The sequence below is a fragment of the Pseudoalteromonas sp. S4741 genome (genome assembly GCF_005886135.1).
In the GTDB taxonomy this organism is placed as follows: Bacteria; Pseudomonadota; Gammaproteobacteria; order Enterobacterales; family Alteromonadaceae; genus Pseudoalteromonas; species Pseudoalteromonas tetraodonis.
The window spans coordinates 1-15,942 of the sequence record NZ_PNCN01000170.1; the positions used below are offsets into that span (position 1 = coordinate 1).

A 15,942-nucleotide genomic window follows, 5' to 3' on the forward strand; every position below is an offset into this window, starting at 1 on the left:
GGCATTGATGCTGCGTTATCGCCTATTTATGGGGAATAACCACACCACATAGGCTCTGCCTTGCCTAAATACCAAACAGACTGCTGCAAATTTAACCTTGAAAGGTCAACAGACCCTAGTAGCCAGTAATTACATTTAATAAACAAAAAACCCAGCCTTTGCTGGGTTTTTTGTTGCCTATTTCTTTGGCAAATAAAAAAGCCTGCACAAAGCAGACTTTTTAAAATCGCTAACCTCTTAGGTTAGGCTGGCGTTAAGTCACTCTCGTAATCAAAACGTAGTTTTTTATCTTTAACCGATACTTTTACCGTACCGCCAGAAATTAGCTCACCAAACAGTATTTCGTTTGCTAATTGCTTTTTAAGGTCTTCCTGAATAACACGTGCCATAGGGCGTGCGCCCATTGCTTTGTCATAGCCTTTGTCAGCCAACCATTCACGTGCTTTAGAGGTAAGCTCAAGATTAACTGACTTCTTATCCAGTTGCGCTTGAAGCTCCACAACAAATTTATCAACCACTTGCAAAATAACCTCTTTCTCGAGGTGATTAAACCAAATAATGTTATCTAAGCGGTTTCTAAATTCAGGTGAAAATACTTTGTTAATTTCACCCATTGCATCGTGTGTGTGATCTTGCTCACTAAAACCAATCGACTTACGTGTAGTTTCTTGTACGCCGGCATTGGTGGTCATCACCACGACGACGTTTCTAAAGTCAGCTTTTCGGCCGTTATTATCTGTTAGCGTACCGTGATCCATAACTTGTAATAAAATGTTGTAGATATCAGGATGGGCTTTTTCAATTTCATCCAGCAATACCACTGCATGTGGATTTTTTATAACCGCTTCTGTTAATAAGCCGCCTTGTTCAAAACCTACATAACCCGGAGGCGCACCGATTAAACGGCTCACCGCATGGCGCTCAACGTATTCAGACATATCAAAACGAATAAACTCAACACCCATGCATTTAGCTAATTGCTTGGTAACCTCTGTTTTACCGACCCCCGTTGGGCCTGCAAATAAAAACGAACCAACCGGTTTGTTCTCGTTTGCTAAACCTGAGCGCGATAAGCGAATAGCAGAAGTTAATGCATCAATTGATTGATCTTGTCCAAACACCAACATTTTTAAATTACGGTCTAAGTTTTTCAGCGTTTCTTTATCAGAAGACGACACATTTTGTGGTGGAATGCGCGCCATTTTAGACACAATCATCTCAATATCAGATACACCAATCGTTTTTTTACGCTTAGAGGTAGGTAACAAACGTTGGTTTGCGCCCGCTTCATCAATAACATCAATCGCTTTATCAGGCAGGTGACGTTCATTAATATACTTTGCGCTAAGCTCGGCTGCCGCCTTTAACGCTTTTTGCGTGTAACGAATACCATGGTGTGCTTCATAACGCTCTTTTAAGCCGTTAAGAATTTTAGTGGTATCTTCAACGCTAGGTTCAAGCACATCAATTTTTTGAAAGCGACGTACCAAGGCACGATCTTTCTCAAAAATGTTTTTGTACTCACCGTAAGTCGTTGAACCCATACAACGTAATTGCCCACTTGAAAGTAGCGGTTTAATTAAGTTTGAGGCATCCATTACCCCACCCGACGCAGCACCTGCACCGATAATGGTATGAATTTCATCAATAAATAAAATTGAACCCGGTTTTGCTTGCAGCTCTTTTAATAAGCTTTTAAAGCGCTTCTCAAAATCGCCTCGGTATTTGGTACCGGCAAGTAACGCGCCCATATCTAATGAGTACACAACCGCATCTGCAATAACTTCAGGCACTTGTTCGTTAACAATTCGATACGCTAAACCCTCAGCAATAGCGGTTTTACCCACGCCAGCTTCACCAACCAGTAATGGGTTGTTCTTTTTACGACGACACAGCACTTGCACTGTGCGCTCTACTTCGCTGTCACGACCAACAAGCGGGTCAATGTTGCCCTCTTTGGCTTGTATGTTGAGATTAGTGGTGAAGCTGTCGAGCTTACTCGCTTCTTCACTGTCAACTTCTTGCACTTCTTCATGTATATCGTCAGTGTCATCGCCTAATTCGTCATCACCTTTAGCAATCCCATGAGAAATAAAATTAACAATATCAAGGCGAGAAATATCATTCTTTTTAAGTAAATAAACTGCCTGGCTTTCTTGCTCAGAAAAAATAGCCACCAGTACATTTACACCTGTCACTTCATTTTTTCCCGAAGATTGCACATGAAATACCGCGCGCTGTAATACACGCTGAAAACCAAGCGTTGGTTGAGTTTCGCGTTCTTCTTCTAAATCAGGAATAACCGGTGTGGTTTCATCAATAAATTCAAGTAACTCTGTTTTTAATCCAGAAATGTCAACACCACACGCATTGAGCGCTTCTCCAGCTGATGGATTATCGAGTAGAGCTAATAAAAGATGCTCTACGGTCATAAACTCATGACGACGTGTACGCGCTTCACGAAACGCGGTGTTCAAAGTTAGTTCTAAGTCTTTATTTAGCATTGGCAACCCCTTACAGAGATAATAATTTTATACCGCACTTCAAAGATGAAAGTTCACCTTTGTGGTATTTATTCCTGCTCACAACTACATAGCAGTGGATGCTCGTTATCCCTTGAGTAGCGGTTAACTTGCTCAGCCTTGGTATGTGCTACATCTGCGCTGTAAACACCACAAATGCCCTTACCTTGCTGATGTATTTGCAGCATCACATCAGTTGCTCTATCGCTATCCATATTAAAAAACGTCATCAAGATCTCAATTACAAAATCCATCGGCGTGTAATCATCGTTGTTTAACACAACTTTATATTTTCGCGGTGGCTGCAACTTTTGCTTTTCACTATCGCGAACGGTGTCGATAACACCAGAATCTTTCATACCACTCATAATTAAATATAGTCTTGTCTTTATAACTCAAGCAAACTTGAATAAAAAAATAAATAAAATGTTAAAAAATAACCCAAAACACTTGACTGGTTGCTTAAATAAACTACAGTCAAATGGTGATTGATTAAACCTTAGTCAGTCTAGCAAACAATACAATTTAGGATAACTAAATTAGTCAACTTATAGAAGGATGTAGAAGTATGGCTTGTGGTAAAGTCAAATGGTTCAACAACGCCAAAGGTTTTGGTTTCATCGTAGAAGACGGTTGCGAGAACGACATTTTTGCTCATTACTCCACTATTGTAATGGACGGATACAAGACACTTAAAGCTGGTCAAGATGTTACCTTCGAATTACAACAAGGCCCTAAAGGTCTACACGCTACTAATATTGCCCCTAACGGCGATATTTTAGAGTGATTGTAAATATGAGACTAAAGCGAGCGACCTATTTAGATCCTCGCTTAATTCCCTAAAACCCCTAACCACTTCCATATTAATTGCTTCATTGTTCGTTATTTCAACCCCACTCCTTGATTTTATTTTATCTACCCCAATAATTTCACTATTAGATGTTTAACTGCTGGCGTTTGGCGCGTAATCCTAGCCCTTTTTAGCCAAGCTTGTTACACTCTTTATCCTGTAAAACGTAATTACTTTAGCCTAATGGCTAGTTTAGATTTACATAAATTTTAGTTATAAAAGACACTAGTCCGTCAGGTGTGATTATTCTTACCTTGTTTAGGTTATACGAGTACCAACACCTAACAGACTACTCATTGCATACATTAATACTTTATTTATAAGGTATTAGGCGATGATTTCTTTGCATTGTTGAATTTGGCCAATGCGGCCTACTATCTAGGAATGATGATGACATCAAAAATTATCTATACAAAAACGGACGAAGCTCCGGCATTAGCAACGTATTCGTTGTTACCAATTATCCAAGCGTACACAAATGCGGCAGGTGTTGAAGTTGAAACACGCGACATCTCACTCGCTGGTCGTGTAATTGCGAGCTTCCCGGATTACCTAACAGAAGAACAACGCATTGGTGATGCACTTGCAGAACTTGGCGAAATGGCAAAAACACCAGAAGCTAATATCATTAAATTACCGAACATCAGTGCCTCAGTTCCACAACTTCGCGCTGTAATTAAAGAGCTTCAAGAAAAAGGTTATGCACTCCCAGAATACCCTGTAGAACCTAAAAACGATGAAGAAAAAGCGATTCAAGCCGCCTATGACAAAATTAAAGGCAGTGCAGTAAACCCTGTACTTCGTGAAGGTAACTCTGACCGTCGCGCACCAAGTTCAGTAAAAGAATATGCACGTAATAACCCGCATTCAATGGGCGCGTGGAGCAAAGATTCACAATCATACGTTGCAAGCATGGAAGAAGGTGACTTCTTTGGTTCTGAGCAATCAGTAACTGTTGATGAAGCAACGGATGTACGTATTGAGCACGTAGCGGCTAATGGCGATATCACTGTACTTAAGCAAAGCACGCCATTACTTGCTGGTGAAGTAATTGATGCATCACGTATTAGCGCTGCAAAATTACAAGCATTCCTAGAAGCTGAAATTAATGCTGCTAAGGAAAAAGGCGTGTTATTTTCGCTTCACATGAAAGCAACCATGATGAAAGTATCTGATCCAATCATCTTTGGTCACGCTGTAAAAGTATTCTACAAAGACGTTTTTGCAAAACACGGTGCACTTTTTGAAGAGCTAGGTGTTGATGTAAACAACGGTTTAGGCGATGTGTACTCTAAAATTCAAACATTAGATGACGCTAAGCGCGAAGAAATTGAAGCAGATATTCAAGCTGTTTATGCTAACCGCCCTGCTATCGCAATGGTTGATTCTCATCGTGGCATTACAAACTTACACGTACCAAGTGATGTGATCATCGATGCCTCTATGCCTGCTGCAATTCGTTCAAGCGGTCAAATGTGGAATAAAGACGATAAATTACAAGACACAAGCTTTGTAATTCCAGATCGTTGTTACTCTGGCGTTTACCAAGCAACGATTGATTTTTGTAAAGAGCACGGTGCATTTGATCCTACGACTATGGGTAGCGTACCAAACGTTGGCCTTATGGCTCAAAAAGCAGAAGAGTACGGCTCACACGATAAAACATTTGAAGCAAAAGCTGACGGTACTATCCGTGTTGTAGACACAAACGGTAATACGTTACTTGAGCACAGTGTTGAGAAAGGCGATATCTGGCGCATGTGTCAGGTTAAAGATGCACCTATTCAAGATTGGGTTAAACTTGCAGTAAACCGCGCTCGCGCAACAGGTAATCCGGCTATTTTCTGGTTAGATGCAGAACGTGCACACGATGCTGAGCTAATCAAAAAAGTAAATAAATACCTGCCAGATCACGACACTGCTGGCCTAGATATTCAAATTTTATCGCCAATGGATGCAACCTTGTTCTCACTAGCACGCATCAAAGAAGGTAAAGACACAATTTCTGTAACAGGTAACGTGTTACGTGATTACTTAACAGATTTATTCCCAATTTTAGAGTTGGGTACCAGTGCTAAAATGCTTTCAATTGTGCCACTAATGAATGGCGGTGGTTTATTTGAAACAGGTGCGGGTGGCTCTGCTCCTAAGCACGTTCAACAATTTGAGAAAGAAAACCACTTACGTTGGGATTCTTTAGGTGAATTCTTAGCACTTGCTGCGTCACTTGAGCACCTAAGCACAACAACAGGTAACAAAAAAGCACAAGTACTTGCAGATACGCTTGATAAAGCTACCGGCACATTCTTAGCTGAAAACAAGTCGCCTTCACGTAAAGTAAAAGAGATTGATAACCGTGGTTCTCATTTCTTCTTATCTTTATTCTGGGCACAAGAACTTGCTAAGCAAAATGATGACAGCGAGCTTAAAGCGCAGTTTACGCAAATTGCTAGCGACCTTGAAACTAACAAAGAGCAAATTGTTAGCGAGCTAAACGATGCACAGGGCCCAGCAATGGACATTGGCGGATACTTCCAGCCAAATGATGATGCAGCTTTTAAAGCAATGCGCCCAAGCACAACATTTAACGAGATTTTATCTAAACTGGTATAAATCCGTTAAATGAATGAAAAGGCGCTCCAAAGAGCGCCTTTTTTTGTGCCTAATAGCTATTCGCTTATTTAAGTGGTTTACTTTGCGGATTGGTATAAGTAAAAGGCATTCGTAAAAAAGGCCGCTAATGCGGCCTTTAATATTCAACTAAACAAGTTTATTTAGTGTATGCACGTGGCATGTTTGATTCTGTTGTATAGCGCTCACGCAGTTTATCTTGGCGAGATTCAGTACTTACCTCAACCCCATTAATAAACATTTTATTTACGTGGCTGCTCAGCTCAAACGGGTCATTACTCCACATTACAATATCAGCGGCTTTACCCACTTCTAAGCTACCGGCATTAATACCAAATACATCAGCCACATTTGAAGTCATCGCTTTTAATGCGCCTTGCTGGCTCATACCATAAGACACTGCATTACCGGCATCATAGCGGAGCTGGTAAACATTATGACTGGCATCGCCACCCACAGTTAAAAGTACTTTAACACCTGCTTTTTCTAGTATGCCGGCATTATTTAGACTTGCATGTAATGAATCAAAACTGCCTGGTAAGTTATCCATTGCACTGATGATCACAGGAATACCCGCTTTTGCGATACGATCTTTAACTACAACGGCATCTTGCGCACCATTAAGAACAATATTTACCCCAAACTGCTGTTTCACTTTTATAAGTTCAACAATATCCGATGCACGCGACACACTAATTAGTAATGGCATATCGCCTTTTAGTACTTTAGCCATTATTTTATCTTCAGCACTTGGCTTAGCATCGTCTTTTTTAGCCCCTTTGCTTGCTTTGGTTTGGTGCTCATCTAACTTATTGATCAGTGTTTGCAATGTAAATGCACGAGAGCCTTTGCTTCGCTCACCCAAATGAACCACTAATGCCGCTTGTTTTTTAAGTACGCTTTCAAAGCTGCCACTTAAATCCACCACACTGGCAAGGCCCGCAAATATGCTGTCACCGCCGTACGGGGTGATTAAATCACGAGTAACACCGCCTTTACGTGCATAAGGGATTAGGCTTGAACGAGAGTTAAATGCCAAGCTTGCATCAAAATCAATACCTGCTTTTTCTTCTCCCGCATCGCGAGAGCCTGCAACCGCACCTACTTCAACTAAACCAAGTTGATTTACAGTGGCAATAAAACCAGGGGTCACGATTTGACCTTTGGCATCAATAATTTTATCTGCTTTAACATCGCTAGGATTAATTGCAGTGATTTTGCCATCATTCATTACGATGCTGGCAGACTCTAATACGCCTTGATCTGAGGATGTATGCAGTGTTGCGTTAATTATAGCAAGAGATTGAGCGCTCACCGCACCCGATGTTAGTAACCCTGCAGCAACCAGAGAAAGCGAAAACGAACGTGATAATTTTTTCATTCTGGGTGCTCCTTATTGTTGACCTAACATAAAATCACTTTGTGCTTGGAACGCGCTATCGTTTCTATCGTAAACTTTTGCGCCATCAACAAACACTTGCTCTGCTTTTGCGTAAACGCTAAATGGGCTTTGATTCCAAATAACCACATCAGCTTGTTTACCCGCTTCAAGTGAGCCTGTTTTATCTTCAATGCCGAGTGATTTAGCGGCATTAGCCGTGATCCACTTAATTGCATGCTGCTCAGAAATATCAAAACCATTTTGGTTTGCACTGTACATTACTTTTGCGGCTTCTTGATTTAAGCGCTGAATCGTCGTATCTGAGTCTGAATGCACAACGGCACATGAGTTTTTAACTGCATCAACAATCGCTACGTTCTCTTGTACCATATCGTAGGCTTCCATTTTAAAGCCCCACCAGTCTGGCCAAAGTGCTGCACACGAGCCATTTTCAGCCAGTAAATCTGCGATTTTATAGGCTTCAATACCGTGATGGAATGTACCCGCATGATAATTAAACTCTTTAGAAAGGTCGATCATCATCGCCATTTCTTCAGCTTTATAACAGTGATTGTGAATACGAACCTCACCTTCTAAAACACCACGTAGGGTATCGTATTTAATATCGCGGTGTGGAGCTTCTGGATTTTTACCCGCAGCGTAATCAGCATCGTATTTGTCCCAAGCACGCTTGTACTCTTGAGCGCCAATCCAAGCTGTGCGATAGCCTGCCATATTACCCATACGTGTCATCGGTAATTCACCTTTACGGCCATAAACGCGTTTAGGGTTTTCACCACACGCCATTTTTAAACCGTATGGTGCATCAGGAAACTTCATCCCTTGCATGGTGTGAGCCGGTACATTTTTAAGGGTAACGCCACGTCCACCAAATAAATTAGCTGAACCTGGTAAAATTTGTAACGAAGTAATACCGCCTTCACGTGCGCGATTAAAGCCTGGATCTTGTGGCCAAATTGAATGCTCAACCCATACTTCTGCTGTATTTGGGCTAGTCATTTCGTTGCCATCTTGGTGAGACTCAACCGACGGATTTGGATAAGCACCTAAATGAGAGTGAACATCAATAATACCTGGTGTTACCCATTTGCCTTGCGCATCTATAGTGGTGTCTGCGTTAGCGGTTAAATCTTTACCAACTTGCTGTACTTTACCATCAACAAGTAATACATCGGCTTCATCTAAACGCTCACCCGTGCCTGTTAATACAGTGGCATTGGTAATTAATGTGCTTGATGTAGCAACGGGTTGATAAGTACTTGGGTATGGGTTTTTATTAATGGTTACTTTTGCATCTTGCGGGCCGCTTTCTTGGCAACCAACAAGAGCCGCTGCTAAACCAACAGCTAACAATGAGGGAGCAAATTTTTGCATGTTTTTAGGTTCTCCTGTTTTTTTACTACTTTAGCGAAAGCAAACGTATAAAGCTAAAAAAACAGGTGAAAAGGCGGTTATTTAAGGTGAGTTTCTGTAATTATTTTTTTATATAATTGTTATAAAGCTTATCCAGTGCCCCTTCTGTGGTGAGCGATGGATCTTTACTAATAAAGTGTTTAACCGTTCGGGTTACAAAATCCGAATTTTGCTTATGTAATTTTGAAAAATCTTTAATTAATGTATTACCATCTTTTGCGGCGGTGACTTTATCATGACGATGCCTGTATTGGCTCAATGCCTTATTAAAATCGCCTTGATAATCCTCGACTAAAATTTTATAAAAATCACTTTTTTGTACTTTTAATACAGTAATACAATAGTTAAGCGCTTCTTTGAAGTCGGTAAATACGGTACCTTCTACATCAAACTCTTTGGTTTTTTCGCGCACCGTAATGCGCGCTTCTTCAGTGGCATAACTAAACCCTGTAAAGGCGAGTCGCTTAGCCGCTTCTTTACCGAGTTTCATGCCCGCTTGAATGCTGTGCGCAAATTCATCGCTCATGTCGCCAAGCTCGCTTTCTTCCCACATGTTGTAAACACGTAAGGGCTTGGCGTATTTATTTGATAGTTTCTTTTTAAGCTTACTAAAACGCTCATCAATGGTCATTAGGCGCTCATTGTGAAGTAATGCATGGCATTCATAACAAGCCGCAATAGCAACAAAATCAGCTTCTTCGCCTAAATCAATAATACTTTGTAGCATGTGTAATGGCGGGCAATGATCGCGCTCTGTTGCCTCACAGCCGCAATAAAAACATTGGTTAAAATGCTGTTGCTCACATGCATAAGCTTGCTGGTAGTAACTGGCTAACGTTTTATTCACAATTGCGCTCCAAAAATTTAAAATGCCACAAATTTAGGGCGCGATAATAACAGTCTGAAAAAATATTTCAGTATGAAAACGCTAAAGTGTGTCAAAAATAAATTATTTATGAACAACTTTTCATACACCTACAAAATTGCATAATTTATATACACATCTTATTACAGCTTGCCCCATTCAGTTAACAAGATTTTGGCTACATTAAGCAATACTTAAATTGCACATAAACAAAGAGGCAAATACTATGATTTCTTTCAAAGCAACTCTATATTCAACTGTATTATTGGACGCAGCAACATTAACAGCGCCTCTAATGGCAACCACTTTTGTTGCCGCTGATTCATCACCCGGTACACAAGTTTGAATGGCCGTTGCATCTAACAAGCAACTGACACTGCACAAAACAATTAAAGAGCTCCATACCAACAAGCATGTAATTGGCAAAAAATTACGCTGCAATAATTTATCAGTGAATGATTTTGTAGCGCTTTATGATTTAGACAAATCTGCACGCTTTTTCAATATTGAGGCTACCACCAACACATCAATAAGGGATTTGCCAAAGGTAAATAAACCGATGGTGGTTATTATGGCGGGATCTAAATAACCTAAATTATGACTAGGAAATCGGTTTTTAATACGTTCAATTTACGCGAATCAAACACGTTAAGCAGGGCTTAGTACCTGCTTAACGTGTATTTATTATTAAATAAGCGCTGCCAACAAACCAAACAAGCCACCAAATACCCCACCCCATACAACGAGCCAGCCTAAGTGTTCGCGGATCATAGTTTGAATTATTTCTTTTACCATTTTAGGGGTGAGTTCATCTAAGCGTTCATCCACTAATTTGAGTACTGTATTATGTAAACTTTCCGCGTTATTGCCTTGAGTAAGCATATCGCTTAGTAGCATTTTAAAATCGTCGGTGCCGCTTATTTGCACCAGTGATAATTGCATTTTTTCGATAAATTTTTCTCGCATTGGCTCTACCGCCTCTGTACCGCCAAACATTGCCAGCATGCTGCCAAATTGTGATTGCTCTATCACCACTAACAAATTATCGAAAGCGGGATTTAAATCTACCTTTTCAATTACCGATTCAAAGTCTATCGTTGGCTGCGCCTTGCTTAGAAGCTTGTCTATTTTATGCTCAGAAAAGAACTCCGTAAGTATTAAATTTCTTATAGCTACTTTAAAGCTTTCAAACTTGAGCGCAATCACCCCCGATCCATATAAAAACGGGACTTTTTCAAATAGCATATGAATAGCGAGTAAGTTTGTAACCGCACCAGAGAGTGCAAATAAGCCCACCGAAAGTACAATGGCTTGATCAAATACAAAACCAATAACAACACAACACGCTGCCAATAAGTTAGTGATAAAACTTTTATTCATTTTTATTCCATTTCAGTGATTTGTATCAGAAATTGATAGTCTTAATTTTACACCGATTAATTTGTTTATTTAATCCCTTTTTGCCATAGTTTATTTATAGGTTTAAAAGGTGAGCAATTGTTATGTGGAAAACAATCAATCAACAGATCAGTCAGGCTATCCATTACGATTTTAAACACACCCATAAACGTCAGTTGCAAAACACATCAACCGATAAGCTTTTCCATATAAGTGATGGCAAGCACAATTATTTAGTTAAAATTACGCAAAAAAATGAGCTTGATCGCTTTGAAGCACAAGCACAGGGCTTAAAACTACTCACTCAAAACAGTATATTTATGGTGCCCGACTGTATTACAACTGGCGCCAATATAGAATATGCGTTTATCGTATTAGAGTGGCTTACACTTGATGACCTTCCCCACACGCATTGGTCAACGATGGGTGAACACCTTGCCATGTTACATCAAAAACACGAGCAAGCGATGTTTGGTTTTGATACAGACAATTATTTAAGCTCTACGCCTCAACCAAATCAATGGCATAAAAAATGGGATGTATTTTTTGCAGAAGAACGTATTGGTTGGCAATTACAGCTATTAGCTGAAAAAGACATTGTGCTGGCAGACCCCGAACAACTGATAAATTTAGTAAAAGAGCAACTGCATAATCATCATGTTTTGCCCTCGTTATTACATGGCGACTTTTGGCGCGGAAACATGGGATTTGTAAATAATATTCCGACCCTATTTGACCCTGCTTGCTATTACGGTGATCGGGAGGTCGATATTGCTATGAGTGAGCTTTTTGCCCCATTACCCGATGAATTTTATAGCGCCTATAATCATCATTATCCACTCTCTCAGAACTACCAACATCGTAAGCTTATTTATCAGCTTTACCCTATTTTAAACCACGCCAATATTTATGCAGGCCATTACTTAAATCAGGCTAAAGAACACGTTGAAAAACTACTAAACTTAAATAAATGAGTAAACAAAATATAAGCACTATACTTATACTTGAACTCTAAAAAATAAATCTATTCGAGTGTTATTTTTAACGCTAATTGCATTGAATTTACTTGTAATAAGTGACTGTTGATAGCTCAATATAAGTAAATCATTTAGTCAGAGTTTAAGCTACCTAGTGTTAAGCCGTTATGTGCTATCTAGGTAAAATAACTTAATTTTTAAGGGGGTGTTATGAAAGACTTTTTATCACAACGTATCGCCTGCCCACATTGTGGACACCATATTCATTTAGACCTTGATGCCAGTATGGGCGACCAAGACTACTACGAAGAATGCAGTGCCTGCTGTAATCTAATTCATTTAAATATGCATATAGACTATGCACGTAATAAATTAGAGTTACACGTGGACAGCGATGACGAACAAATATTTTAGCTATGTTGGCGCATGTAGTTTTCGACGGTGTTTATAATAGTGTATGTTTGCTGATCAACTTCTATATTAAACTCATCACCTACAACGGCTGCACCTAAATTAGTAATATCGAGTGTTTCTGGTATTAAATGCAGCCAAAAGCCATGCTCATCAACATTGCCAACCGTTAAACTGGCGCCATTAATAGATACAAACCCTTTGTATAACACATATTTTTGCCATTTTTGTGGCAGGCTGAGCTGTATTTTATAGTTGTTTTCTAGTTTAACTATTTGCACTATTTTGGCAGTACAATGAATATGACCAGAGACTATGTGCCCACCCAGCTCAGTACCAAACGACACAGAACGCTCGTAATTGACTAAACTACCCAATTCCAGTTGTCCAAGGTTAGTAAGCTGCAAAGTTTCGTCAATAACATCAAAATGCACTTGAGCCACTACATCTTGATTACTAAGCTCTACTTTAACAACCGTTAAGCAGCAACCATTTATAGCGATGCTAGCACCTAAGTCTAAATGCTTTACGTATTGTTCATTAACAGAAACGACTAAACGTAATACACCCTGCGTATGGGTTCTAGAGACTACTGTTGCTTGAGTTTGAATAATACCGGTAAACATAAAAATCGCTTCCCTTTCTAACAAAGTGCTAGTTTAACGTATCAATCGCTAAAATAATTCACTTAAGAGCACTTTTATTCGCAACAAAAGTAAGCTTATGCAGCAATTAAATAGATTCGCTGATTGTCTACATAGATAGAGCAATCACAATAGATTACAATGCGCCCATGTTTTTCTGAATAGCTGTTTTTTATGACTTTTTGTAGTTGGGAAGCTAAACGTTTACTTTCCCTCGCCTTTCCCGTTTTTTTAGCACAAGTGACCTTAGTATTAATGTCAGTGGTTGATACCATTATGGCCGGACAAGTGAGCCCTACCGATCTTGCCGCCCTCTCAATTGCTACAGGAATATGGAACCCAATTTTATTAGCAATACAAGGTATTCTATTAGCCCTAACGGGAGTCATTGCTCAATTTGCGGGTGCTAAAGACCGCAACGGCATTAGCCATTATTTTCAGCAAGCGCTTTATTTAACGCTCCTTTTAAGTATTGCAGGTTTTTGTGCTGCCCAGCTTGCCAACACCGTTATTTTACAGCTTGATACTAGCCCGGCGATTGCGGGACTTGCTTTTGATTACATTCATTTTGTTAAATGGGGTGTATTTGGTTTTTTAATTTTTACCGTGTATAGAAATATGACCGAAGGCATGGGGATGACCAAGCCTGCGTTTTATATCAGCCTACTCGGACTTGCGGTAAATATCCCACTCAATTATATTTTTATTAAGGGCTTCTTTGGTCTGCCCGCATTTGGGGGCGCTGGCTGTGGTATTGCCACCGCACTGGTATTTACTGTAATGGCTATTGCGCAAGTTACTTATTGCCAGCTGAGTAAAAAAATAGATGCCAAAGGCCTATTAACTGGCTTTGAAAAACCCAATTTTAAAACCATAGGTATTATTACCAAACTCGGTATTCCTATTTCACTCGCTACTTTTTTTGAAGTGACCTTGTTTGCCTGTATTCCCTTGTTTATTGCGCATTTGGGTGCGGTGGCTGTGTCTGGCCATCAAATTGCAGCCAGTGTTACGGCACTATTATTTATGATGCCTCTGAGCCTCTCAATTGCCATTAGCATACGAATTGGTAATTTATTTGGGCAGAATCATTTAGATCAATTAAAAGTTGCAGTATCAACAAGTTATATTATGGCGGCTATGGTTGCGTTGTTTATCGCTTTTATTACATTTATAGGGCGTGATGTGATTAGCCAATTATATAGCGATAGCCCTGCGGTACTTGCGCTTGCTTCATCAATTATGATTTTAGCCTGTATTTACCAACTTCCTGATGCATTACAAGTTGCTGCAAACGGTATTTTACGTGGTTTAAAACACACAGCGCCGATTTCGTATATTACTTTTATTTCTTATTGGTTAATCGGCTTTAGTTTAGGCTACGTATTAGCAAGAACAGACATGATAGTGCCAGCAATGGGCCCGCATGGTTTTTGGATAGGCATTATCGTTGGCTTATCAGTTGCAGCTATACTACTGATGCTGACCGTTCATAGGCGATTTAAACGTGAACCATTTATTCTCACTTAAACAATCAATCTATACCAAACTGCCGGTTAATTGGTTATTGGCGGCATGTTGTATGGTGCTTTTGGGCTGCTCAGAGCAGCCCAGTGAGGCAAATAAAACCTATTTGTCTCGCTTGAATAATACCTTACAAACGCCTGAGCCACACACAAAGCCACTGCAACAATTAGCCTTAGTAAAGCCAGTTGAAGCGTTGCAACCTGCCATTAAAATTGGCATAACTGAACTAGCTGGTATTAGCCAATGTAAACTTAACGTTCTGATAAGCGAGCATAATAATCAATTAGGCAAAACCGCCACCGCTGCTAGCCAATTGAAGTACCAAATAGATTTTATTCAAAGCGCGCAAAACTGTTTAAACACCTTAGATAAACAAAGCAACGTTCACAGTAAAATTACAGCGGCAAAAAACCAAAAACAAACTCAACTCACTTATTATTTTAATAATGTTTTATATAGTGAACCTGAACTAAGCAGCACTTGGCAGCTAACTGGCCAAGAACTCAGCACCCAACCGGCTGGGTTTAGTGACACGGTTGAGGCGCTTAAAAAGCTAACGACCATTAAACACCAAATAGAAACTAAAGGGAGTATGGCAATAAACAGCGATGATATTTTGTCAGCGCTTGAAACGCTCAACAAATACAAATTTGACCAACAGCTTATTCAAGCTGCGCGAGAACAAATTAGCTTAAATCATACAGCAACCCAGTTTGTAAATTCATTAGTAGTAGAAGATATTTGCCCTAAAGGTAAAAACAAGCAGCAAGCTAAAATTGTCAGTAATATATTTAATAAATATTATTTAAAACAAATACAGCCTTATCAAGCACAGCTGAGCGGGTATTTAGAAACATTGCAGCCGCTTTATATGCAGCTATGGTTTAATCAAGCAGTGAGTAGCGAAGCGGTAAATGCCCTACTTGACCCAAATTCTAACAACTTACTCGCTCAGCTAAAAGCGTCAGCAAAAGAGCATGTTATCTGGTGGCAAAAATTTTATAAAACGTGCGAAATCAGTCCAATATGAATAAAAAAACGGCAAATAAACTCAAATAACATAAACATGCTTGATTCACCACTCATCACGCTATATATTAGCGACCGTTGTTAAGCAATTAACAATTCTTAAATACAGAAGTACGACTGTAGCTCAGCTGGGCGAGATTAGACCGAAGCGAAGCTTCGCAGCTGAACGAGGTGGAGGCAGGACGCCGACAGGATGAAGCTTCATGGATGAATTAAATAGTACGTAAACTCATAGTACGACTGTAGCTCAGTTGGTTAGAGCGCTACCTTGAC

General features: G+C 39.8%; 14 protein-coding genes. 7 read left to right on the forward strand and 7 right to left on the reverse strand.

Translation table 11 applies throughout. The features are described 5' to 3' along the window. Nucleotides 1–242: 242 nt before the first annotated feature. Both clpA and clpS read right to left on the reverse strand, forming a co-directional pair. Nucleotides 243–2,504, reverse strand: coding sequence for an ATP-dependent Clp protease ATP-binding subunit ClpA (clpA, locus tag CWC30_RS17015; RefSeq protein WP_036982899.1), 2,262 nt, complete (start codon nt 2,502–2,504; stop codon nt 243–245). Between the two features lie 68 nt (nt 2,505–2,572). Beyond that, on the reverse strand, nt 2,573–2,881 hold the full coding sequence (gene clpS, locus CWC30_RS17020; RefSeq protein ID WP_008110102.1) for an ATP-dependent Clp protease adapter ClpS: 309 nt from the start codon (nt 2,879–2,881) through the stop codon (nt 2,573–2,575). Between the two features lie 209 nt (nt 2,882–3,090). Here clpS and cspD point away from each other — a divergent pair, with 209 nt between their 5' ends. Then, complete coding sequence (gene cspD / locus CWC30_RS17025) at nt 3,091–3,309, forward strand: cold shock domain-containing protein CspD (RefSeq protein ID WP_013464751.1); 219 nt, start codon at nt 3,091–3,093, stop codon at nt 3,307–3,309. Nucleotides 3,310–3,762: 453 nt separating this feature from the next. After that, nucleotides 3,763–5,985, forward strand: coding sequence for an NADP-dependent isocitrate dehydrogenase (locus CWC30_RS17030; protein WP_138627697.1), 2,223 nt, complete (start codon nt 3,763–3,765; stop codon nt 5,983–5,985). A 157-nt stretch (nt 5,986–6,142) separates the two neighbouring features. Here CWC30_RS17030 and CWC30_RS17035 read toward each other — a convergent pair whose 3' ends face one another. The 3 genes from CWC30_RS17035 to CWC30_RS17045 all read right to left on the reverse strand — a co-directional run bounded on the left by CWC30_RS17035 (nt 6,143) and on the right by CWC30_RS17045 (nt 9,665). Continuing rightward, the gene (locus CWC30_RS17035) at nt 6,143–7,384 is read right to left on the reverse strand and encodes an amidohydrolase family protein (protein WP_138627698.1); all 1,242 of its coding nucleotides are present in this window, start codon (nt 7,382–7,384) and stop codon (nt 6,143–6,145) included. A 12-nt stretch (nt 7,385–7,396) separates the two neighbouring features. Further along, nucleotides 7,397–8,779, reverse strand: coding sequence for an amidohydrolase (locus tag CWC30_RS17040; RefSeq protein ID WP_016899875.1), 1,383 nt, complete (start codon nt 8,777–8,779; stop codon nt 7,397–7,399). A 100-nt stretch (nt 8,780–8,879) separates the two neighbouring features. Beyond that, the gene (locus CWC30_RS17045; protein ID WP_138627699.1) at nt 8,880–9,665 is read right to left on the reverse strand and encodes a hypothetical protein; all 786 of its coding nucleotides are present in this window, start codon (nt 9,663–9,665) and stop codon (nt 8,880–8,882) included. A 364-nt stretch (nt 9,666–10,029) separates the two neighbouring features. On the opposite strand from CWC30_RS17045, the gene CWC30_RS17050 reads away from it, so the two are divergent. Further along, nucleotides 10,030–10,272, forward strand: coding sequence for a DUF3718 domain-containing protein (locus CWC30_RS17050; RefSeq protein ID WP_249929901.1), 243 nt, complete (start codon nt 10,030–10,032; stop codon nt 10,270–10,272). Between the two features lie 98 nt (nt 10,273–10,370). Here CWC30_RS17050 and CWC30_RS17055 read toward each other — a convergent pair whose 3' ends face one another. Then, the gene (locus tag CWC30_RS17055; RefSeq protein ID WP_024601678.1) at nt 10,371–11,063 is read right to left on the reverse strand and encodes a hypothetical protein; all 693 of its coding nucleotides are present in this window, start codon (nt 11,061–11,063) and stop codon (nt 10,371–10,373) included. A gap of 122 nt (nt 11,064–11,185) precedes the next feature. On the opposite strand from CWC30_RS17055, the gene CWC30_RS17060 reads away from it, so the two are divergent. Both CWC30_RS17060 and CWC30_RS17065 read left to right on the forward strand, forming a co-directional pair. After that, the gene (locus tag CWC30_RS17060) at nt 11,186–12,055 is read left to right on the forward strand and encodes a fructosamine kinase family protein (RefSeq protein ID WP_138627700.1); all 870 of its coding nucleotides are present in this window, start codon (nt 11,186–11,188) and stop codon (nt 12,053–12,055) included. Between the two features lie 213 nt (nt 12,056–12,268). Next, the gene (locus CWC30_RS17065; protein ID WP_008464077.1) at nt 12,269–12,472 is read left to right on the forward strand and encodes a CPXCG motif-containing cysteine-rich protein; all 204 of its coding nucleotides are present in this window, start codon (nt 12,269–12,271) and stop codon (nt 12,470–12,472) included. Here CWC30_RS17065 and CWC30_RS17070 read toward each other — a convergent pair. After that, nucleotides 12,469–13,095, reverse strand: coding sequence for a riboflavin synthase subunit alpha (locus tag CWC30_RS17070; protein ID WP_138627701.1), 627 nt, complete (start codon nt 13,093–13,095; stop codon nt 12,469–12,471). The two genes, CWC30_RS17065 and CWC30_RS17070, sit on opposite strands and share 4 nt — an antisense overlap. A gap of 192 nt (nt 13,096–13,287) precedes the next feature. Here CWC30_RS17070 and CWC30_RS17075 point away from each other — a divergent pair, with 192 nt between their 5' ends. Together CWC30_RS17075 and CWC30_RS17080 are read left to right on the forward strand one after the other, a co-directional pair. Next, nucleotides 13,288–14,643, forward strand: a complete 1,356-nt coding sequence (locus CWC30_RS17075; protein WP_069439356.1) for an MATE family efflux transporter — start codon at nt 13,288–13,290, stop codon at nt 14,641–14,643. Then, the gene (locus tag CWC30_RS17080) at nt 14,621–15,670 is read left to right on the forward strand and encodes a DUF3080 family protein (RefSeq protein WP_069439355.1); all 1,050 of its coding nucleotides are present in this window, start codon (nt 14,621–14,623) and stop codon (nt 15,668–15,670) included. The genes CWC30_RS17075 and CWC30_RS17080 overlap by 23 nt, the downstream gene beginning before the upstream one ends. Nucleotides 15,671–15,942 lie beyond the last annotated feature (272 nt).

What these genes read in the sequence shown, in the direction of transcription:
- clpA (WP_036982899.1), bottom strand. Translation starts at nt 2,504, where the DNA reads ATGCTAAATAAAGACTTAGAACTAACTTTGAACACCGCGTTTCGTGAA.
- clpS (WP_008110102.1), bottom strand. Translation starts at nt 2,881, where the DNA reads ATGAAAGATTCTGGTGTTATCGACACCGTTCGCGATAGTGAAAAGCAA.
- cspD (WP_013464751.1), top strand. Translation starts at nt 3,091, where the DNA reads ATGGCTTGTGGTAAAGTCAAATGGTTCAACAACGCCAAAGGTTTTGGT.
- CWC30_RS17030 (WP_138627697.1), top strand. Translation starts at nt 3,763, where the DNA reads ATGACATCAAAAATTATCTATACAAAAACGGACGAAGCTCCGGCATTA.
- CWC30_RS17035 (WP_138627698.1), bottom strand. Translation starts at nt 7,384, where the DNA reads ATGAAAAAATTATCACGTTCGTTTTCGCTTTCTCTGGTTGCTGCAGGG.
- CWC30_RS17040 (WP_016899875.1), bottom strand. Translation starts at nt 8,779, where the DNA reads ATGCAAAAATTTGCTCCCTCATTGTTAGCTGTTGGTTTAGCAGCGGCT.
- CWC30_RS17050 (WP_249929901.1), top strand. Translation starts at nt 10,030, where the DNA reads ATGGCCGTTGCATCTAACAAGCAACTGACACTGCACAAAACAATTAAA.
- CWC30_RS17055 (WP_024601678.1), bottom strand. Translation starts at nt 11,063, where the DNA reads ATGAATAAAAGTTTTATCACTAACTTATTGGCAGCGTGTTGTGTTGTT.
- CWC30_RS17060 (WP_138627700.1), top strand. Translation starts at nt 11,186, where the DNA reads ATGTGGAAAACAATCAATCAACAGATCAGTCAGGCTATCCATTACGAT.
- CWC30_RS17065 (WP_008464077.1), top strand. Translation starts at nt 12,269, where the DNA reads ATGAAAGACTTTTTATCACAACGTATCGCCTGCCCACATTGTGGACAC.
- CWC30_RS17070 (WP_138627701.1), bottom strand. Translation starts at nt 13,095, where the DNA reads ATGTTTACCGGTATTATTCAAACTCAAGCAACAGTAGTCTCTAGAACC.
- CWC30_RS17075 (WP_069439356.1), top strand. Translation starts at nt 13,288, where the DNA reads ATGACTTTTTGTAGTTGGGAAGCTAAACGTTTACTTTCCCTCGCCTTT.